This is a genomic window from Nitrospira sp. Kam-Ns4a, assembly GCF_965152595.1.
In genome coordinates this window covers 1,098,409-1,116,896 of sequence record NZ_OZ224218.1, presented here as the reverse complement: position 1 = coordinate 1,116,896, position 18,488 = coordinate 1,098,409, and the positions used below count along the sequence as shown (strand labels likewise).

Below are 18,488 nucleotides of genomic sequence, written 5' to 3'. Positions count from 1 at the left end.
GTGAAGCGACACGGGCTTCCGTCGCCCGGGGCGCGCTTTTCTCACGAGCCGTCGCCCGGCACGAGCACGCCCGCGCCCCGGATCGTGCCGGCCTTGAGTTGCTGCAGGGCCAGGTTGGCTTCTTCCAGGCGGAACCGCTGTGTGTGGGGACGAAGGGGGATGGCCGCGGCCTCGCGGAGCAGGTCGAGGGCGTCCTGCTTGGTGTTGGCCGTGACGCTCCGGAGGACGCGCTCGCCGAACAGCTCGCGGTCGTAATCTATTGTAGGGATCGGCGTCATGTGGATGCCCGCGCAGGCGACCGTCCCGCCCCGCTCCAGGGCCCGCAAGGCTGGCAGGACCAGCTCGCCGGCGGGTGCGAAGAGGATCGCGCCGTGCAGCGGCTCCGGCGGCGGGTCCGCCGCGTCCCCGACCCAGACCGCGCCCAGTTCGCGCGCGAGCGCCCGGTGCTCTGCGCGGAGCGAGCAGACGTAGACGGAACAGCCCCAGTGGCGCGCGACCTGGATCACGATGTGGGCGGAGGCGCCGAAGCCGTAGAGCCCCAACCGCTCGCCCGGCTTCACGCCGCTCAGCCGCAGGGCGCGGTAGCCGATGATGCCTGCGCAGAGGAGCGGGGCGACTTCTTCGTCGCCCAGGTTGGCGGGAAGCGGGTAGGCGAACGAGGCTGGCACCAGCGCATACTCCGCATAGCCCCCGTCCGTGTGGTACCCCGTGAAGGTGGCCTCGCGGCACAGGTTCTCGCGGCCGCTCGTGCAGAAGGCGCAGCGCCCGCAGGTCGCCTGTAGCCAAGCGATGCCGACCCGGTCGCCTTCCTTGAGGTCCCGCACGTCGCGCCCCACTCGGTCCACGAGCCCGACGACCTCGTGGCCGGGGATGACGGGCCGCTTGGCCGGGGGCAGCTCCCCCTCGACGATGTGGAGGTCCGTCCGGCAGACCCCGCAGGCCCGCACCCGCACCCGCACCTGGTCCGGGCCGGGCTCTGGTGCCGGCAGGTCGAGGAGCGCGAGCGGGTTGGTGGCCACGTCCGCGCTCTGTGTCAGCGACATCGCGTGCATGGCAGACGCCTCACGACGGCTTTCCGGAGTTCCTCGGCGCACAACAGGAGCGCGGCGCCGAAGAGCAGCGGTCCCCACGCCCACGGCGGGAGAGCGCCGGTGCCGAAGACCGCCTGTCCGAAGTCCGTGTACACGATCGCGGCCAGCAAGGCAAGCTCCGCCAGGATGCCCCAGAGAATGAAGCGGTTGCTGAGGAACCCCAGGCGGAACACGGACAGCCGCTCCGAGCGGCAGGCGAAGACGTTGGCGATCTGAGCGACGACGATCGCGGCCAGCGTGACGGTGGTCGCCTGCCGGTAGAGGGGGTCCGCCCAGTCGAGTGGCTGCCCCCAGCGCCAACCCATCGTGTGCAGGAACCAGAAGAAGGCACCCATGGCGGCGGCCGCCTCGATCAGCCCGAGGAACGCATAGGCCCGTAGCAGCCGTGGGAAGCTCAACAGCCGCTCGGTGCGCGGCCGCGGCGGGACCTGCATGATGCCCGGGTGCGGGGCTTCGGCGCCCAGGCCCAGAGCCGGCAGGATGTCGGTGCCGAGGTCCACCGCCAGGATCTGCGGGACGGTGAGGGGCAGCGGGATCGCGAAGAGCCCGTAGGCGACGTAGGGAACAAGCTCCGGGGTCAAATGGGACAGGACGTATGTCACGAACTTACGGATGTTGGCGTAGACGGCCCGCCCTTCCTCGACGGCGTTGACGATGGTCGCGAAGTGGTCGTCGAGCAGGATCATGTCGGCGGTCTCCTTCGCCACGTCCGTCCCGGCGCGCCCCATCGCGATTCCAATGTCGGCCTGTTTGAGCGCGGGCGCGTCGTTGACCCCGTCGCCCGTCACGGCGACGACCTCGCCTTTCGCCTTAAGCGCCGCCACCACGCGCAACTTATGGCGGGGCGCCATGCGGGCGAAGACTGGCGGGCCCCCGGCCCGGCCCGGGTCCACCAGCCGGCTGAGCGCCGCGTCGTCCATCACGTCGAGCTGCGCCCCTTCGACGACGAGGCCGGCGCCGGGCGGCGCGAGTCCGACCTGGCGCGCGATCGCCAGCGCGGTGAGCGGATGGTCGCCCGTGATCATGATGACCCGAATTCCCGCCTGCTTGCAGCGTGCGACGGTGTCAGGGACCTCGGGGCGTGGCGGGTCCAGCAACGCGACCAGGCCCAGGAACGTGAGGTCACGCTCCACGGTCTCCGGAGTCAGGTGCGTCGCCATGCCCGGATCGATGTCCCGGGAGGCAAAGGCCAACACGCGGTAGGCCTCCCCGGCGAACCGGCGGCCCTGCGCGAGCACGGCCTCCCGGTCCACTGCGGTCATCGGCCGGACCGTGCTGCCGTCGCTCCGGCTTGTGCAGAGCGGCAGGAGCAGTTCCGGGGCGCCTTTCACCGACGCGAGGAGCCGCCCCCGCACCCAGTGCAACGTGGTCATCCGCTTCCGGTCGGCATCGAAGGGCAGCTCACCCATCCGTCCGTGGTGGTTCCGGTCCGGCCCGCCCCGCCGGTCCGCAAACTCCCGCAGCGCGACCTCCGTCGGATCGCCTGCCAGGATGACGTGGCCGTCCGGGCCGCGCACGCGCCGCGCGTCGTTGCACAGGGCCAGGGCCTCGATCAGACGTGCCAACGGGGCCCCGTCGAGCGCGGTGACGAGGCGGCCCTCGCGGAGCAGGTGCCCCTCCCGCACCTCGTATGTCGTGCCCTCGGCATACAGCCGCGCCACCCGCATCCGGTTCTCCGTCAGCGTCCCGGTCTTGTCCGTGCAGATCACGGTCGTGCAGCCGAGTGTCTCCACCGAGGCGAGGTGCTTGATCAGGGCCTTGCGCCGGGCCATCCGCTGTCCGCCCATCGCCAGCGCAAGCGTCACCGTGGGCAGCAGCCCCTCGGGCACGTTCGCGACCAGGATGCCGATGCCGAAGACGAAGCTCACCCAGAATCCCCAGCCGAGCAGGACCCCGATGAGGAAGCAGGCGGCGCCGACGCTCGTGGCCGCCAGGGCCACGATGTGCGTGAGCCAGGTGATTTCCTTCTGGAGCGGGCTGGGGCCGGGCTCGACCGCACCCGCGAGGTGGGCGATGCGTCCGAACTCCGTCCGGCTGCCGGTGGCGAACACGACTGCCCGGCCGCGCCCGGACAGGATCGTCGTGCCAGCATACACGAGGTTGGGCGCGTGCAGGGGGTCCGTCAGCGCCCCCCGCGGGACGGGTTCGGCCTTGAGCGTCCGGGGATGCGATTCGCCGGTGAGCGACGAGGTGTCCGCGCGCAGCCGGATCGCCTCAATCACTCGCGCGTCGGCGGGCACCTGCTCGCCCTCCTCCAGGAGGAGCACGTCACCGACGACCAGCTCCTCGCGCAGGACCTCCTGAGGCTGTCCGGCGCGCAGCACCCACGCCGTCGCCGGCAGGAGTGCGCGCAAGGCCTCGACGGCCCGCTCGGCCTTGTATTCCTGGACGAAGGTGAAGAGCGCGTTGACCAGGATGACGCCCAGGATGGCCCACCCGATCGTGGCCATGCCCTCGCCCGGTCGGAGCGCGTCGGCGATGAAGGCAAGCCCGGCGGCGAACCACAGCAGGATGGCCAGGAGGTGGGTGAACTGCCGGAGCAGCTTTCGGGCGAGCGAAGGCCCCTGCGGCACCGGCAAGCTGTTGGGGCCGTCGCGTGCGAGGCACCGGCGCGCCTCCTCGGAAGTCAGCCCGGCGGGCCCGCTCCCCAGCTTCCCCAGCGCGTCGGCGGGGGAGAGGGATGTGAACTCCCGCACATCCATGAGATGGCCAAGACGAGTCCCGGTGACGCAAGCCCGATCGGTACTGCGCCGCTCGCTATTTCTTCTTGGGACCCTGCGCCGTTTGGGCGGAGGCCATCTGTTGGGCCGCCACTGTTGCCGTGTACTCGATGGCTTCCTTAACGTTCTGCTTGACGAGCGGCCAGAGGTGTTCGCCGATGACCGGGTCGTTCAGGACGAGCTGCACTGTTTCCCGCACCGCGGTCGTGGCCGTGAACTCGATGGCCTCCTTGACCTCCTGCCGGGCCATGTTCATGACGACCTGGGCGGTGAAGGCGGCCGCCGCCGTGAACACGATAGCCCAGGGAATCGCCTGCGCGAATGCCTCCGTCACGATCCGCCCTATGCTCTTGTCGCCCATAGTCCACCTCTTTGGTTGCCGCGGGAATGGTATCAGTAACGGCCGCTTCTATCCGACTCGCTTCGCGGGCGCCGGCACTGTGCTCTCCGCAGTGAAGTCTGACTCAGTGGACCGAGCTAGAGCTCGTCCAGCAGCCGTTGCCGCTTGAGCTGGTACTCCTCCTCGGTGATCAGCCCTTCCTTGTAAAGCTGGTCGAGCATCCGCAATCGCTCATTCAGCGGGATGCCTCCGGCCGGCTTCAGGACAGGTTCCTGATGAGATCCGAGCAAGGTCTGATAATCAGTGATGAGGTCGACGCTCTCTGCCCGAACCGGTTGCGTCCTATCCCAAATCTTCACTGGTCGCACCGATTGGTACTTGCCCGGCACCGGCTCGTAGAAGGCTTCACCGGCCGGACGCAGAGGATCGTCTCTGGTCTGTTCTTGAATAAACGGCAACGAGGCCGCGTACCGATAATTCGCCAAAACGAGATGGAGGTGCCCGCTCTCTGCGAAGAACCCTCCTGAGCTCACCTCCACGACGCCAGGGGCTCCCCCGCCGTCTCGCGGATGGCTCAGATAGAAGACGACCCACTCATCGGCCCTGGCTTTCGCGAAGGCCACGGCGAGGAAGCGGGCGAGGAAGCGCCTGTCATCCTCAAGAAACGCTGCCGACGGCCCCGCCGGCTCCATGCCGATCGTCAGGACCCCCTTGCGGGGACGGACCTGGATGGCTTGAAGGAGCCGGAGCCACTCTGCCTCACTCAAGGAGACTGGATGGGCGAAGCGCAGGGCTGCGCTGTCATACCCGTACTGAGGGCCATAGCCATAACGCGCCTCGAGCCGGACGTAGCGGTGCGCCTCCTCCTGCACCTCCCGGCTGTAGCGGACCGGGCCGCCACAACCGTGGATCACCAGCAGGGTCGCTACACCAGTGAGCCACCATCCCATCGGCGGTCGGCTCACCTGAAGCCTGAGGCTCCGCTTCCGGTCTCCCATTGCCCGTGCAGCGTGGACCAGATCTCCGTCTCCGATCACGGTTCTCTCCGGGCTACCAGTTCGCCTGCAATTCAAACAGCGCGGTGTGCCCGGGCACGCCGGCCACGCGGATATCCGTGGTATACGTATACTCGGCTGCCGCCCGCAGCCATGTCTGCACCGGTGCGACCACGCCAACCATGTAGTCTTTTCGCGAAACGATTGTGCTGGCCGTCTCCATATCGATGATGGAGAATCGCTCTAGAAACGTGATCTCCGGCCCTGTCAGGTACTGCTGGGACTCGATGTAGGCCGCGTGGCCGAGCACATTTGGTCCAACCTGCGCGGGCACGTTATCGGAGCTTCGGATGTATCCGCCTTGGAGTTCAAAATAGCCGAACCCGACCGGGAAGATTTTGTTGGCTATGAGCCCAAGTCGGTAGAAATTAAACCGCTGGCTGACGGCCGAGGCGCTGGCCACTCCGGGCTGCGTCCCCTTGTAATAGAAGGCCGTGAGTCCGGACGCAATATCATCCAGGATGTATTCGTAGGCGACTTGGAAATCCTTGTCTGCGTCGACGTCGGTTTTGTTCGCAGTGCCGCTTCCATTCTGATTCACTCCGTTCAACACCTGGGCCAAGAGTCGCCCCCGCCCTTCCACGTACGCGATCTCCAGTCCTTTCTGATCGGTATTCAGCGCGAAGTTCGCGCCTTGGATCGAGCCGGCTCGCGTCAGCGTGGTTGATAGAAGCGGGTTGGTGCTGATCCCTGTGGGGCGATCGAACCCGCTCAAGCCCACGCGCGGGAGCGTGTGCATCTGCCCCATGCGGAAACTGACGTAGCGGTCCGACTTTCCGAAGACTCCCAGGAGCTGGCCAACCAGCCCGATCTCTCCGGTGCTTTCGATCTCGGATTCGACAAACCCAGAAAAGTTCCGCGTGAAGGCTCCCGCGTAAAAGAAGGTGGCATCGTTCAGCGTGAACTCGGTCCGCTCGACCCGGTCGAGTTTGTTCTCATAACCGAAGCGAGTCCGCAGGCGGACGGACAAGAAATCGCCCACCTTCGTCACGTCCTGCTCCTTGTTGAACTCCTCGGGCATCCGATAGCCCGCTCGCCGGAACTGCTGTCCAAATGAGTTCAGCCGGGGGATCACGGGATAGTGGCACATCGAGCAGTCGGCGTTGTATTTCCGCGCCCACGCTGGAATCGCCTCAGATTCTCGCACGGTAGCCAGCACCACGCCGATGATGGACACCAGCAAGAGCGCGGCGATCATGGCCAGGTGCCTGCCTCGCGGTGTTCGGTATTTTTCCATGATTCTCTCCCACCGGCCGCCGGTCCTTACGGCTCCGAATCGTCTGCCCTCATTTCAAGGAGGCCAGGTAAGCCACCAAGGCCTCCAGCTCCTCGTCGCTTCCCTTGAACGGCAGCATTTTGGCCTTGGGCATCATGGCCTTCGGCTCCTTCAGAAACCCCTTCAGCCACTGGGCATCACGCTTCGCGCCGACCTCGCTCAGCTCGGGGCCAGTCTTGCCGCCCTGCCCCCTGATCATGTGGCAGAGCGCACACGTCTTCTCCCGATAGACCTGCTCACCCTTGACAATCTGTACAGGATCGGCCTGGGCCCAGGCGGAGCTCAGCCCGAACAGCAGCGCAGCTCCCAGAATCGTCCCAGCGATGGTGTTGGCAACAGCCATGCCTCCCTCCGCAGGTGCTAGGCGTGTCCTCTTGACTGGCTGATTCGATCAGGAAAAGCCCGTGGTGACACGTTGCCAGTAAGCGTCCACGACTTCCTGAATGTGTTGGATGGTCGCCTCCTGCCGCTCCGGCTCGAAGAGGTGCCGGAAGCGCTGCTGGAGCCGGAGGTATTCCTCCACCGGCCGTCGTTTCGGGACATAGGTGTGCACGACCTGCCCGTTGATCGCTTCTTTGAGCGGCCAGAGGCCCGTCTCGACGGCCAGCCGCGCCACGTCGTTGGTCTGGGCCGGGTCGTAGCCCCAACCGGTCGGACAGGCGGCGAGTGCCAGGAACAGCTTCGGGCCCTCGACCCGCGCGGCCCGCGCGAATTTCTCGACGAGGTCCAGCGGGTGCCGAGGGGAGACCGTCGCCAGATACGGCGGCCAGTGGGCCCGCCAGATTTCAAAGAGGTCCTTCTTGGCGGGGGAGGGGCCCGTAGTTGTCTCCGCGCCGCACGGCGTCGCAGCCGAGCGCTGCACGCCCGTATTCGCGTAGGCCTCGTTGTCGTAACAGAAGTAGTAAAAGTCGAGGTTGCGCGCGATCGCCGCCGAGGTGGCAGCGAGTGCCATCTCGTAGGAAGCCCCATCCCCGGCGAGCACGACGACCTTGAGGTCCTCCTCGGCTGGCAGGCGGCCCTTGGCGATCAGCACATCCAGCGCGTCGCGGATGCCCTGTGCGCCTGCCGGGGCCGAGCCCATCGTGGTGTAGAGCCAGGAGCCGCGGAAGGGGGTGAACGGATAGACGCACAGGAGCGTGAAACAGCCGGCGGCGTTCACATACACGACCTTGTCGCCCAGCACCTTGGCGGCGAGGCGCAGCGCCTCCAGTCCGCCGCAGCCCGCGCACAGGGGCGTGCCGGGGAGGATGGGCTCCTCCCGCGGGAGCTGCTTGATCTTTTTGAAGGTCTCGCGTTGCCACATAATTCAGCCCAGCAGCGGTCAGCCTTCAGACGACTGCGTCACTGGCGGGTATCCTTCCGGGCGTCGCCGGCGTCGGCTTTTCATTTCAGGCTCAGCATGTAGTCGGTCAAGTCTTTCAGGTCTGCGTCGCTCAAGCCGGCGTAGGCGGGCATGAGGGACCCCGGGACCACAGCCTGGGGATCTCTCCAGTGGCGCATCAACCAGTCGGCGTCCCGCTGCGCGCCGACGGTCGAGAGATCAGGCCCGACGGCTTCTCCCTCGCCGTGGATACGGTGACAGGCAGCGCAGCCCAGACTTTGATAGAGCTGCTTACCGTGCGTCACGGACGGAGCGGTCTCCGGAATCGAGCGCACCGAGGCCAGCGAGATCGCGAGAAGCGTCAAGACGACTGCCAGAAAGAGTCCGCCCGCCCCGAGGACCACCGGTCTCGAGAAGGGGCGGCGCTCCGACCCGCGATCCCAAAACGGCACGAGGAATAAGAGCGTGTAGAACAGGACCGGGAGGATCACGGTGCCCAGGATCTCCCACCGCCCTCGGAAGTACTTGAGCAGCTCGTAATAGAAGAGGAAGTACCACTCGGGCACGGGTGTGAAGCTCGTATCGGCCGGATTCGCCCGATCGGCCAACGTGGGCGGCAGGCCCAGGGCCAATCCCACAAGCAAGGCGAAGGCCACGAACATGGCGATGGCATCCATCGCCACCTGCCTGGGCCAGAACGGCTCCCGAATCGCCGCTGCCCGCGTGGGATCCCAGGGCCCGGCGGGTCCAACCCGGCGGAGGATGATCAGGTGCAAGACCACGAGTGCCATCAAGAGCCACGGAAGGAAGGCGGTGTGGAGGGCAAAAAACCGGCTCAGAGTCATCGTGCCCAACGTCGGCCCTCCCCGAATGATGCGGACCAAGGTGTCGCCGATCAGCGGAATCGTGCCCACGATGTTCACGCCTACCTGCGTGGCCCAGTAGGCCCGCTGGTCCCAGGGAAGCAGGTACCCGCTGAAGCCGAACATGAGGGTGATCAGAAACAGGGCCACACCCACCATCCACAGGAGCTCCCGCGGCCGCTTGTACGCTCCGTACAGAAAGACCTGAAGCATGTGCAGGCCGATGGCCACCATCATCAATGAGGCTCCCCAATGGTGGAGGCCTCTGATGAAGGCGCCGAACGGGACTTCCTCCTGGATGTACCGGACGCTCTCGTACGCATGGTCGGCGGTCGGTGCATAGGAGAGCATGAGGAACATGCCGGTGAGCATTTGGAGGAGGAACGCAAAGAGGGTGACGCTGCCGAAGACGTAAATCCAACTCGCCCCGCCGGGGATGGGCTCGTCGAGCAGCGTCTTCTCGATCGGCTTGAGCCGCAGCCGGCTGTCAAGCCACTCGTACAGTCGCGAAACCATCGGATACCGTACCGTGGGACGGGGGGACGCGGGGCGGCGACGCGTCATCCGTCACAATTCGATTTTCAGCGCGGACCCGGCCTTGAATTCCTTGTAGACCACGAGCAGCCGTCCTCTCTCCACTTTGGCTGGGAGCCGATCGAGCGGTCGGGGGGGCGGACCGCTGAGCACGCTTCCGTCCGGAGCAAAGACGCCGGTGTGGCAGGGACACTGGAACTGCCGTTGCCGGGGGTTCCAGCGAACCCCGCAGCCAAGATGCGTGCAAAGCCCCGAATAGACCACAACCTCCCCGGAAGCCTGCTTGACCGCCCATACAGACTTTGGCAGGGTTGTCTTCGACCATCCGTCGGTGATCGTCTGAAACACCTTGAGTTCCCGGGGCTGTCCCGGGACCAGGTCCGCCGCCGCTCCGGCATCGAGCCAGACCTCCGATCGCTTCTTCAAGGCGGGCCAGATCGTGTACCCCGCCAGCGGGATGCCCACCACGGCGCCGATCACTGCCATGATGGCAGCCGTGAGTCCCGCCGCGAACCGCCGCCGTTCCAGCATCTTTTCCCCGCGCGATCTCCGACCGTGAGGTTATTTCGCCGGCTCCCCGTAGCGCTGGCGATAGAACTCTTGGGTCTTCTGCAACTGCTCTTTCGTCATCCCTTCCTTGAGCCATTTGTGCCCCGGGTGGGCATACACGTGCTTCTCGATCACCTGCGTCGCGAGAGGTTCGCCGGCGACCGCTTTCACCTCAGGGAGGAATTGTTGATAGAAGGTCTGGGCCACGTCGTACATCCCGTGCCACCAGGCATAGTCCGGCCCCGACATGGAGGCGCCGTGACGGGCCCGCCGTCCCTGGTGATGCCACAGCTCCCAATAGATCCAGTCGAGCTTCTCGTCAAAGGGGGCCGGCGTAAGTTTGCCCGCCTGCTTCAAGGCGGTCATGATTGCGGTGGCCGGTCTGGCGAACTTGTCGTTGTACAGATCCACCAGGTCGTCGAACTGTTTGTAAAACCCGGTCACGAAGGGGTCGGCGTGGCACTGTCGGCACACGTCTTTCATTTTGCCCCGTCGGTCTTGCCACGGGAGCAGGGTCTTCACCTTTTTCATGGTTCCGTCCGGGGCTTTGACCAGCTCCCCTACGTTCGGCAGGGGGTGCCCTTCGGGAACATCCTGTTTCGTCAGGTCCTCGAAAATCACCATGTTCAGCTTGACGGAAATCGCCGGGCGCAGCGTCCAACTGATGCGGTCGCCCACGTCGTGCGTGACGGCTTGGTTGGGGGTTGCGCTCATGTGGCAGGTCGCGCAGGTGGGGGCGGCGGTATAGTCCACCCCAACGATCCAGTTGTCTCGATGGAGATTGAGTCGAGCCTTATTGGACTCGTACAGGATCCCGTGTTTCGACTCCTGGTAGACCTCGATCTGAGGATGATCAGGGCCGAGGTGGCATTTCCCGCAGGTTTGGGGCTCACGCGCCTGCGCCTTGGAGAAAGCGTGGCGCGTGTGGCAGGCGCTGCAGCTGCCCCAGCTTCCATCCGGATTAATCCGCCCGATGCCGGTGTTGGGCCACGTGGCCGGGTCGAGTTTTCCCCCGGGGAGCACTTGGACCGTTGAGCCATGGCATTGCCAGCATCCCGTCGCCACCGCCGGTGGTCCTCCGACCACTTCACCCAGATAGTTGTCGGTCGAAGCGAGGATCTGGCCCGCGGTGGCATGATGACTGCCTTGCTGCTCGCTGACTTCCTTCTGATGACATCGGCTGCAATCCTTCGGTGTCACCAAGGTCGAAATCAGATAGCCGTTGTGCTCCATCGCGTCCGGGTCCGATCGTTCGGCACGGTGGCAATCCGCGCAGTTGACGCCGTTCTGTCCGTGGGCGCCGAGACGCCACTCCTCGACCAGCGCGGGGTTGAGCGCGCTATGGCACTGGATGCAGATCTGTCCCTCTTGGGCTCCCCAACCCGGCCGGCTGGACGCGGCATCTGGTCGCCCGTCCAGGAAACTGACGAGACTGGCTAGGGCCGCTGCGAGTACGAACGTGATGGCGATTCGTCGCCTCATGCGTGCCCCCTCTTTTAGGGCCACCAGACCGGGCCGTTCACTTCAAAGAGCCAAGATAGGCGAGCAAGGCCTCCAGCTCCCGGTCACTGCCCGTGAACGGAGGCATCCTGCTTTTGGAAGTCCCCACAGCCCCCCACGACCCGCGTGCGATCATGTTCACCACTCCGCCGCCCCTGTTGCAACCGACGGAGCAAGAGCCATGCCTTATTGCATCACACCGTCTTGCTGTTCGGCTCGTGGACGTTCTCGAGGTCCCATGGTGCGTTTTGCCTCATTGGTTCTCCTCCGGTGTAGAAAATGGCGACGACGGGGGCAGGGTGTCGAGCGCGATGGCCTGCCACCGCTCCAGCTCCCGCTGATCGTCCTCGGTATAGAGGAGGACCGGTCCGATCCCCAGACCCCGCTGGCCTGCCTCGGCCGTCTGTGCAAGGAGCTCGGCGAACTCGCCCTCGTCGAGGTCCTTCCCACCGAGCCCGCCGATGAACGAGCAAAGCGCCCGCGGGCGAGCCGGCTCGTGGTAGAGGGCGGCCGCGACTTCCTGGAACAGGATGCCCCCAAGCCCCGGCGCGAGGTTCTGATCCAGCACCGCCACGGCGCGCCGCCCGCGGAGCACCGCGGCGATCGTCGCGGCTGGCCAGGGGCGCACGACACGCAGGCGCAGCAGACCGACGCGGCGCCCGCGCGCCCGCGCGGCATCCACGGCGGCCTTGCCCTTGGTGGCAAAGGCGTTGCTCATCACGAGCACGTCCTCGGCGTCCTCCAGCCGGTACGCCTCGACGAGGCCGTAGCGCCGGCCGAACCGCCGCGCGAAGTCTTCCGCCACCTCCTCGTGGACCGCAAGCGCGTTAGTCGCGGCGAGCTGCATCTGGTACCGGAAGTAGGAATAGCCCGTTCCGCCCAGCACGGCCATGCCCAGCGCCTGCGGCGCCGAGGCGCGGAAGCCCAGGTGTGCTGGCTGGTAGGGCGGGAGGAAGGCCCGCGCCGACTCGAGGTCCGGTCGGACGACCGGTTCCCGGGTGAAGGAGAGCGTGAAGCCGTCCAGGTTGACGAGGACGGGCAGGCAGACGCGCGGGTCCTCCGCGATCCGGTAGCCTATCAGGATCGAATCCAGCACCTCCTGGCAGGTCTCCGCATGGATCTGGACGAACCCGGAGTCGCGGGCGGCGAGCACGTCGTTGTGGTCGGCCTCGAGCGTGATCGGCGCGGCCAGGGCGCGGGAGACGTTGACGAGCACGAGCGGCGCCCGCCAGCCGGCGACGGTGTAGAGCAGCTCGAAGCCATAGAGAAGCCCCTGGCTGGAGGTCGCGGTGAAGACCCGGACGCCGGTCGCGGCCGCGGCGCCGGCGGCGGTGAGCATCGAGTGCTCGGAGTCCAGCATGACGAACCGGGCGGCCAGCTCGCCGCGCTCGCACCAGCCGGCCAGCGCCTCGATGATCTCCGTCTGCGGAGTGATGGGAAACGCGGGCACGTAGTCCACGTCCGCCAGCCGCGCGCCCCAGGCGGCGGCCAAATTGCCGGTCATCATCTCGGCCGCGTCAGCCATCGGGAACAAGCCTTCGGCGATCAGGCGTCAGCGATCGGCCGCTCGTCGGGTCACCCGCTGCGGCGGTCTCGCGTTCGGCGATCAGGGCCTTGGTCGGGAATGCCTCGACACAGAGCAGGCAGCCCTTGCAATAGTCGTAGGCGATGAGCGGCCGCTCCTCGGCGGTCAGCGCGATCGCGGCCTCGGGGCAATAGACGAAGCAGAGCGTGCAGCCGTTGCACCGCTCCGGTACGAGGACCGGCCGGAAGATGCGCCAGTCGCCGGTGTGCCGCAGCAGGCTGTTGCCGCGGGCGGGAATCCGCGGCGTGCCCCGCTCGGGCGGGTCGTAGGTCGGTGTCCGCAGGAGGCCCCGCGCCGCTTCGGTGCAGCGCGCTGCGGCCACGGACGCCGGGGCGAGCGCAGCGAAGCAGGCCTCGGCCAGCTCCTGATTCCAGGCGATCAACGCCTCGTCCATCCCTAGCCCGGCCAGCTCCTGCGCGACCGCCTGCCGCAGGCTCTCCGCCCGCAGCCCGACGAGCCGGGCGGCCGCGGCCCCCAGCGGCGCGCTCAGCGCCGCGGGCTTGCCGAACCGGCCGAGGATCATCCCTGTCAGATCGGAGGTCGTCAGGCGGCCGCGGCAGGGCGTCCGCCTGGCCAACTGGTCCGGGCGGTCGGCGCTATTCACAAAGACGGCGGTGTCGGCCGTGACGCCGTCGAGGACGTGGGCGGCCGGATCATCCAGCAATGTCTCGTCAGCCACCAGAACAACGTCGGGTCTTACAATCAGTCCGCGTTCGTGGATCGAGCCGCGCGCGATGCGGGTAAAGGCCGCGACCGGCGCGCCGCGGCGCTCCGCTCCATACAAGGGCGAATCCTGGGCGGTGAAACCCTGCAGGAAAGCGGCCGTTCCGAGGATCCGAGCTGCCGTCTTGGCGCCCTGGCCACCGCGCCCGTGGAAGCGAATCCGGATCATGACGACGGCTGGCAGTACAAGGAGCATGCCAGGCGATGCGACTTGCGTTTGGACTGGAGAAATCAGCGCCCGGCACCCTGAGAGCCGGTGGCGGGGTCAGGGGGCTGTGGCATCCTGACGCCGCGCCCGGCGCAACTGTGTAGCGATTCTCCCCAGGGCTGGCCCCGCCCGGCGGTGTGATGCGGCAGGATCATCGCAACCATCCAGATCGCAAAGAGTTTTTGCGTCCCTGGATTTGGCCGGGCCCTTGCTTCTTGAAAAGCTGGCAGCGCATAGCGAGCGGTCGGCCGCTCCCAGGGACCATCAGCAATGCGCTCTCAGCCCTCGGACATTTCGGTCCTGCCGTCGCCAACCCGGCCGATCCAGGAGCAGCCGGTGGAGATCGTGGAGCGGAAGGGCACGGGCCATCCGGACACGATCTGCGACGCGGTGTCGGAGCAGGTGTCGCTCGCGCTCGGGGCTGCCTACCGCAGGGCCTTCGGCCGCGTCCTGCACCACAACGTGGACAAGGGGCTGCTCGTCGCCGGCCGGGTGGAATGCCGCTTCGGGGGCGGCCGCGTGATCGAGCCGATGTGCCTAGTCATCGGAGATCGGGCGGCGCGGGGCGTGGGGCGGCGGACCGTCCCTGTGGAGGAGATCGCCGTGGGTGCCGCCCGCGAGTGGATCAGGGCCAATCTCCCCCGTGTGGACCCCCTGCGGCACGTCCGCTATCAGGTCGAACTGAAGCCCGGGGCGACCGAGCTCGATGCGATCTTCCGGGCGCCGGGCGGCCCGCTCCCAGCGAACGACACGTCGGCCGGGGTGGGCTATGCGCCGCTGACCCCGACCGAACGTCTGGTCGTGGACCTGGAGCGGTATCTCAACGGGCCGCTGTTCAAACGGACGTTTCCCGAAACGGGTGAGGACGTGAAGGTGCTCGCCATCCGGCGGGAGCAGGAGCTGGCCCTCACGGTGGCAATGCCCTTGCTGGCGGGCGCGATCCGGTCCGAAGCTGCCTATTTCCAGGCGAAGGCCCGGGTCCTCGCGGCCATTGAGGCCTATGTGCGGCGCCACCCGCTCGCGTGCCCGCGGGTGCGGGTGGCGCTGAACGCCCTCGATCGCCGGGGGCACGGGCTGGAGGGGCTGTACCTCTCGCTGCTGGGCACCTCGGCCGAGCAGGGCGACTCGGGGCAGACCGGCCGGGGCAACCGCGTGTGCGGTGTGATCGCGCTGAACCGGCCGATGAGCGGGGAGGCAGCGGCTGGCAAGAACCCCGTCAGCCATGTCGGCAAGATCTACAACGTCCTCGCCCATGAGCTGGCGGCGCGCATCTATGCCAGGGTGCCGGGGATCCGGGACGTCACGGTGTGGCTGGTGAGCCGGATCGGCGAGCGGATCGACCGGCCGGCCCTCGCGATGGTGCAGGTGAACGTGGCCGCCAGTCGGTCGCTTCGGCAGGTGCGCCCGGCGATCCTGCGGATTGCCCGAGAGGGGCTGGCGGATATCGAAGCCTTCTGCGGAGCCCTTGAAGCGGGCCGCTATCCCCTGTGGTGAGCCCGTGCCGGCCGCGATGCGACGGAAGGCGCTGTTCTACGAGGAGGACAGGGACCTCGGCGTCCGGTGCACGCTCTGTCCGCTCTATTGCCGGATCGCGCCTGGCCACCGCGGAGCCTGCGGGGTGCGCGTCAACGAGGCGGGCGTGCTCTACACCCTGGTGGCCGACCGCGTCGTCTCGCAGGAGGTGGACCCGATCGAGAAGAAGCCGCTCTTCCATGTTCTTCCCGGCTCCACCGCCTATTCGATCGCAACGGTCGGGTGCAACCTGCGGTGCTCGTTCTGCCAGAACTGGCAGCTGTCCCAGAGACCGAAGGGTTCCGCGGCGGAGCCGGACGATCGGGTACCGGGCGTGCGCGTGACGCCGGCGGCAGTGGTGCACCGGGCGCTCGCCCGTGGGTGCTTGTCCGTAGCCTATACCTATACCGAGCCGACGGTCTTCTTCGAGCTGGCGCTCGACACGGCGATCCTGGCCAGGCAGGCTGGGCTCAGGAACGTCTTCGTCACCAATGGGTTCACCGCGCCGGCCGCGATCCGGATGATCGCGCCGTACCTGGCCGCGGCGAACATTGACCTCAAGAGCTTCCGTGAAAGCTTCTACAAGCGGGTCTGTGGCGCACGACTGGCACCTGTGCTGGACGCGATCCGCCTGTACAAAGCCCTCGGCGTCTGGATCGAGCTGACCACGCTGGTGATCCCCGGGTTGAACGACAGCGATGCGGAGCTGCGGGAGCTGGCCGACTTCATCGCCACGGACCTGGGACCGGAGGTGCCCTGGCACGTCAGCCGGTTCTTTCCGGCCTTCCGACTGTCGGACGGCGCGGAGACGCCGATCGACACGCTGCGGCGCGCGGCCCTCATCGGGCGCGAGGCGGGCCTCCAGTACGTCTACTTGGGCAATGTGCCCGAGGAGGAAGGCGGTGAGGATACACGATGCCCGGAGTGTGGGACGGTCGTGCTCCGCCGCACCGGGCTCAGCCTGGTCGACAACCGGCTGAAAAGCGGCGCCTGCCCGGCTTGCCGGCAGGCGATCCCGGGCATATGGACGTGACGACCACGCACCAGAAACGCGACTACTACGAGGTCCTCGGCGTGGACCGCGGCGCGACGCGGGACCAGATCAAACTGGCCTATCGCAAGCTTGCCCTCCGATACCATCCTGACCGGAACCCGGCGCCCGACGCCGCCGAGAAGTTCAAGGAGATCGCCGAAGCCTACGCGGTGCTGTCTGACGAAACCAAGCGGCGCGAGTACGACGCGACCGGCCACGCGGGCGTCAGTGAGCGGTGGACGACGGAGGATCTGTTTCGGGACTTCCAATTCGGGGACTTCTTCGGCGGCCGCTTCGACGATCTTGCCGGCCTGTTCGGCGACGTCTTCGGTCAGCGCGCTACCGAAAGGCGCACGGCTTCCCGGGGGCCGGACCTCCGCTACGATCTCGACCTGACATTGGAGGAGGCTGCAGTCGGTGGCGAGCGGGTGATTCCGGTCACCCGCTCCGTCCGATGCGGGCGCTGCCAGGGAACGGGTGCGAAGGCCGGCACGACACCCAGACCCTGCCCGGAGTGCGGGGGCACCGGCCAGAAACAGCAAGTCCAGACCGGCGAGGGCATGCGGATCGTGACGCTCACGACCTGTCCGCGTTGCCGCGGTCGGGGCACCCTGATCGAGTCACCGTGCGAGCGGTGCCACGGTGCCGGCTATGAATTCGCCGCCCACAGTTTCAAGGTCCGGATTCCGGCCGGCGTGGACGATGGGATGATCGTGCGACTGGCTGGCCAGGGGGAGACGCCGGCCGATGGGCGTCCCGCTGGGGATCTCCTCATCCGGCTGCATGTGCTCCCGCACCCGTCGTTTCAGCGGCAGGGCGACGATCTCTACGCGGTCGTGCCGATTTCTTTCCCCGAAGCCGCGCTCGGCGTCGTGCGGCCGGTCCGATGCCTGGACGGCAAGGAAGTCACGGTCAAGGTTCCGGCCGGGACACAGAGCGGCACGCGCCTTCGGGTCAGCGGTCGCGGGATGCCCCGGCTGGATGGTACGGGCCGGGGCGACCTCTACGTCATCGTGGACGTCCGCACGCCGACGCACCTCACGCCTCATCAGCGGACCCTGCTCGAGGAGTTCGCCAAGCTCGAGAAGATGAAGGGCTAAGCTCTGGCACCGGCTGCCGCCCGCTGTGCAATCGCCGGTAGTCCTCCCCGCGCGCCTCCCGTCTCCGCCTCTGCGGCCTGCCAGTCGGGCTGCCCCAATTTGGACAGCGGCCGACGGGGGCCTGGGGCGATTCTCGCCAGGATCGTGGGCGTCCCGTCGGATCTGAGCCACGTCGTGGCTCGGTTCACGGTTGAGGTTTCTGCAGGTCCGATCTGTCCGCCTCATGGCACCTTGCTTGCATAGGACATCCCTTGCGAGCTTGGCCGCAGCACACGTGAGCGGATGCCCCACCGCTGTCGAGCCATTGCACGAAGGAGAGCAATGGGGACCCCGAGGCGAGCGGATCGGGCTAGCATGAGCTGGGGGCGGAGAAGGGAAACGCTGACGGTACCTCTCTGCCGCGCGGCGGCAAAGATGAAGCCGCGACGGGACGAACTGGCCGCACAAATCGGAAACGGCCGGTCGCGCGGCGAGGGGCGGCGGCCCAGGCACGCATGGAAAGGAGGGCACGGCCATGGCGAAGGAAGCTGAAAAGACGAAGGAGACACTGGTCCCGGTCGAGAAGAAGCCCGCAGCGGGGTTCTCGCGCTGGGAGGAGTTCGATCGGTGGTTCGACCGGCTCACAGAGGAGTTCTGGCGGCCTTTTCCCGTCGCGTGGCGGCCGGAGCAGTGGCTGCCGTTCCGCGGGCTCGGGCTGCGGATGCCGCCCCTGGACGTATATGAGGACAAGGACGACGTCGTCATCAAGGCAGAGCTGCCCGGCCTCAAGAAGGAGGACATCGAGGTCAGCTTGACCGACCACACGATTACGATCAAAGGCGAAAAGAAGCGCGAGAGCGAGGTGAAGGACGAGGACTACCTGCGCTGCGAGCGGGCCTATGGGGCCTTCGCCCGCACGGTGGCGCTGCCCTGCGAGATCAAGCCCGAGGCGGTCAAGGCCTCTTTCAAGGATGGTGTGTTGGAAGTCCGGCTGCCCAAGACGGAGGCGGCGAAGAAGAAGGCCATCACCGTCAAGATCGAGTGATGCCCCGACCGATATGATCGTGCTGGACAGACAGGAACAGCGGGCCTTGGGGGG

At 67.0% G+C, this 18,488-nt stretch carries 16 protein-coding genes; 4 read left to right on the top strand and 12 right to left on the bottom strand.

Features of this window, described 5'->3' with window-relative positions:
* Window positions 1-41: 41 nt before the first annotated feature.
* From ACWHYQ_RS05505 to ACWHYQ_RS05450, 12 genes are all read right to left on the bottom strand, one after another.
* Window positions 42-1,052, bottom strand: coding sequence for a zinc-dependent alcohol dehydrogenase family protein (locus ACWHYQ_RS05505; RefSeq protein ID WP_447974730.1), 1,011 nt, complete (start codon window positions 1,050-1,052; stop codon window positions 42-44).
* Window positions 1,034-3,793 (bottom strand): cation-translocating P-type ATPase, encoded by a 2,760-nt coding sequence (locus ACWHYQ_RS05500; RefSeq protein WP_447974729.1) that lies wholly within the window; start codon window positions 3,791-3,793, stop codon window positions 1,034-1,036. Before ACWHYQ_RS05500 ends, ACWHYQ_RS05505 begins: the two co-directional genes overlap by 19 nt.
* 55 nt (window positions 3,794-3,848) lie before the next feature.
* Window positions 3,849-4,172, bottom strand: coding sequence for a hypothetical protein (locus ACWHYQ_RS05495; RefSeq protein ID WP_447974728.1), 324 nt, complete (start codon window positions 4,170-4,172; stop codon window positions 3,849-3,851).
* 116 nt (window positions 4,173-4,288) lie between these two features.
* Window positions 4,289-5,188: an SHOCT domain-containing protein gene (locus tag ACWHYQ_RS05490; protein WP_447974727.1), complete on the bottom strand. Its 900-nt coding sequence runs from the start codon at window positions 5,186-5,188 to the stop codon at window positions 4,289-4,291.
* Between the two features lie 13 nt (window positions 5,189-5,201).
* Window positions 5,202-6,404 (bottom strand): hypothetical protein, encoded by a 1,203-nt coding sequence (locus tag ACWHYQ_RS05485; protein ID WP_447974726.1) that lies wholly within the window; start codon window positions 6,402-6,404, stop codon window positions 5,202-5,204.
* A gap of 88 nt (window positions 6,405-6,492) precedes the next feature.
* Window positions 6,493-6,825, bottom strand: a complete 333-nt coding sequence (locus tag ACWHYQ_RS05480) for a c-type cytochrome (RefSeq protein ID WP_447974725.1) — start codon at window positions 6,823-6,825, stop codon at window positions 6,493-6,495.
* A 48-nt stretch (window positions 6,826-6,873) separates the two neighbouring features.
* Window positions 6,874-7,785 carry a thiamine pyrophosphate-dependent enzyme gene (locus ACWHYQ_RS05475; protein WP_447974724.1) on the bottom strand — a complete coding sequence of 304 codons (912 nt, stop codon included), beginning with the start codon at window positions 7,783-7,785 and terminating at the stop codon, window positions 6,874-6,876.
* Window positions 7,786-7,865: 80 nt separating this feature from the next.
* Window positions 7,866-9,182 (bottom strand): cytochrome b N-terminal domain-containing protein, encoded by a 1,317-nt coding sequence (locus tag ACWHYQ_RS05470; protein ID WP_447974723.1) that lies wholly within the window; start codon window positions 9,180-9,182, stop codon window positions 7,866-7,868.
* A gap of 51 nt (window positions 9,183-9,233) precedes the next feature.
* Complete coding sequence (locus tag ACWHYQ_RS05465) at window positions 9,234-9,731, bottom strand: QcrA and Rieske domain-containing protein (RefSeq protein WP_447974722.1); 498 nt, start codon at window positions 9,729-9,731, stop codon at window positions 9,234-9,236.
* A 30-nt stretch (window positions 9,732-9,761) separates the two neighbouring features.
* The gene (locus ACWHYQ_RS05460) at window positions 9,762-11,231 is read right to left on the bottom strand and encodes a multiheme c-type cytochrome (RefSeq protein ID WP_447974721.1); all 1,470 of its coding nucleotides are present in this window, start codon (window positions 11,229-11,231) and stop codon (window positions 9,762-9,764) included.
* 271 nt (window positions 11,232-11,502) lie between these two features.
* The gene (locus tag ACWHYQ_RS05455; protein ID WP_447974720.1) at window positions 11,503-12,774 is read right to left on the bottom strand and encodes a pyruvate synthase; all 1,272 of its coding nucleotides are present in this window, start codon (window positions 12,772-12,774) and stop codon (window positions 11,503-11,505) included.
* Window positions 12,767-13,753, bottom strand: a complete 987-nt coding sequence (locus ACWHYQ_RS05450; RefSeq protein WP_447974719.1) for a 2-oxoacid:acceptor oxidoreductase family protein — start codon at window positions 13,751-13,753, stop codon at window positions 12,767-12,769. The genes ACWHYQ_RS05455 and ACWHYQ_RS05450 overlap by 8 nt, the downstream gene beginning before the upstream one ends.
* Window positions 13,754-14,035: 282 nt before the next feature.
* On the opposite strand from ACWHYQ_RS05450, the gene ACWHYQ_RS05445 reads away from it, so the two are divergent.
* The 4 genes from ACWHYQ_RS05445 to ACWHYQ_RS05430 all read left to right on the top strand — a co-directional run bounded on the left by ACWHYQ_RS05445 (window position 14,036) and on the right by ACWHYQ_RS05430 (window position 18,434).
* Window positions 14,036-15,259, top strand: coding sequence for a methionine adenosyltransferase (locus tag ACWHYQ_RS05445; protein ID WP_447974718.1), 1,224 nt, complete (start codon window positions 14,036-14,038; stop codon window positions 15,257-15,259).
* 16 nt (window positions 15,260-15,275) lie between these two features.
* Window positions 15,276-16,310, top strand: a complete 1,035-nt coding sequence (gene amrS / locus ACWHYQ_RS05440; RefSeq protein WP_447974717.1) for an AmmeMemoRadiSam system radical SAM enzyme — start codon at window positions 15,276-15,278, stop codon at window positions 16,308-16,310.
* Window positions 16,301-17,410 carry a molecular chaperone DnaJ gene (gene dnaJ / locus ACWHYQ_RS05435; protein ID WP_447974716.1) on the top strand — a complete coding sequence of 370 codons (1,110 nt, stop codon included), beginning with the start codon at window positions 16,301-16,303 and terminating at the stop codon, window positions 17,408-17,410. Before amrS ends, dnaJ begins: the two co-directional genes overlap by 10 nt.
* A 514-nt stretch (window positions 17,411-17,924) precedes the next feature.
* A complete protein-coding gene (locus tag ACWHYQ_RS05430; RefSeq protein WP_447974715.1) occupies window positions 17,925-18,434 on the top strand; it encodes an Hsp20/alpha crystallin family protein in 510 nt (169 codons plus the stop codon).
* Window positions 18,435-18,488: the final 54 nt, after the last annotated feature.

Coding starts and splice junctions, on each gene's coding strand:
- ACWHYQ_RS05475 (WP_447974724.1), bottom strand. CDS start 7,785: ATGTGGCAACGCGAGACCTTCAAAAAGATCAAGCAGCTCCCGCGGGAG.
- amrS (WP_447974717.1), top strand. CDS start 15,276: ATGCGACGGAAGGCGCTGTTCTACGAGGAGGACAGGGACCTCGGCGTC.
- ACWHYQ_RS05460 (WP_447974721.1), bottom strand. CDS start 11,231: ATGAGGCGACGAATCGCCATCACGTTCGTACTCGCAGCGGCCCTAGCC.
- ACWHYQ_RS05445 (WP_447974718.1), top strand. CDS start 14,036: ATGCGCTCTCAGCCCTCGGACATTTCGGTCCTGCCGTCGCCAACCCGG.
- ACWHYQ_RS05430 (WP_447974715.1), top strand. CDS start 17,925: ATGGCGAAGGAAGCTGAAAAGACGAAGGAGACACTGGTCCCGGTCGAG.
- ACWHYQ_RS05465 (WP_447974722.1), bottom strand. CDS start 9,731: ATGCTGGAACGGCGGCGGTTCGCGGCGGGACTCACGGCTGCCATCATG.
- ACWHYQ_RS05450 (WP_447974719.1), bottom strand. CDS start 13,753: ATGCTCCTTGTACTGCCAGCCGTCGTCATGATCCGGATTCGCTTCCAC.
- ACWHYQ_RS05495 (WP_447974728.1), bottom strand. CDS start 4,172: ATGGGCGACAAGAGCATAGGGCGGATCGTGACGGAGGCATTCGCGCAG.
- ACWHYQ_RS05480 (WP_447974725.1), bottom strand. CDS start 6,825: ATGGCTGTTGCCAACACCATCGCTGGGACGATTCTGGGAGCTGCGCTG.
- dnaJ (WP_447974716.1), top strand. CDS start 16,301: ATGGACGTGACGACCACGCACCAGAAACGCGACTACTACGAGGTCCTC.
- ACWHYQ_RS05500 (WP_447974729.1), bottom strand. CDS start 3,793: ATGGATGTGCGGGAGTTCACATCCCTCTCCCCCGCCGACGCGCTGGGG.
- ACWHYQ_RS05455 (WP_447974720.1), bottom strand. CDS start 12,774: ATGGCTGACGCGGCCGAGATGATGACCGGCAATTTGGCCGCCGCCTGG.
- ACWHYQ_RS05470 (WP_447974723.1), bottom strand. CDS start 9,182: ATGGTTTCGCGACTGTACGAGTGGCTTGACAGCCGGCTGCGGCTCAAG.
- ACWHYQ_RS05505 (WP_447974730.1), bottom strand. CDS start 1,052: ATGCACGCGATGTCGCTGACACAGAGCGCGGACGTGGCCACCAACCCG.
- ACWHYQ_RS05485 (WP_447974726.1), bottom strand. CDS start 6,404: ATGATCGCCGCGCTCTTGCTGGTGTCCATCATCGGCGTGGTGCTGGCT.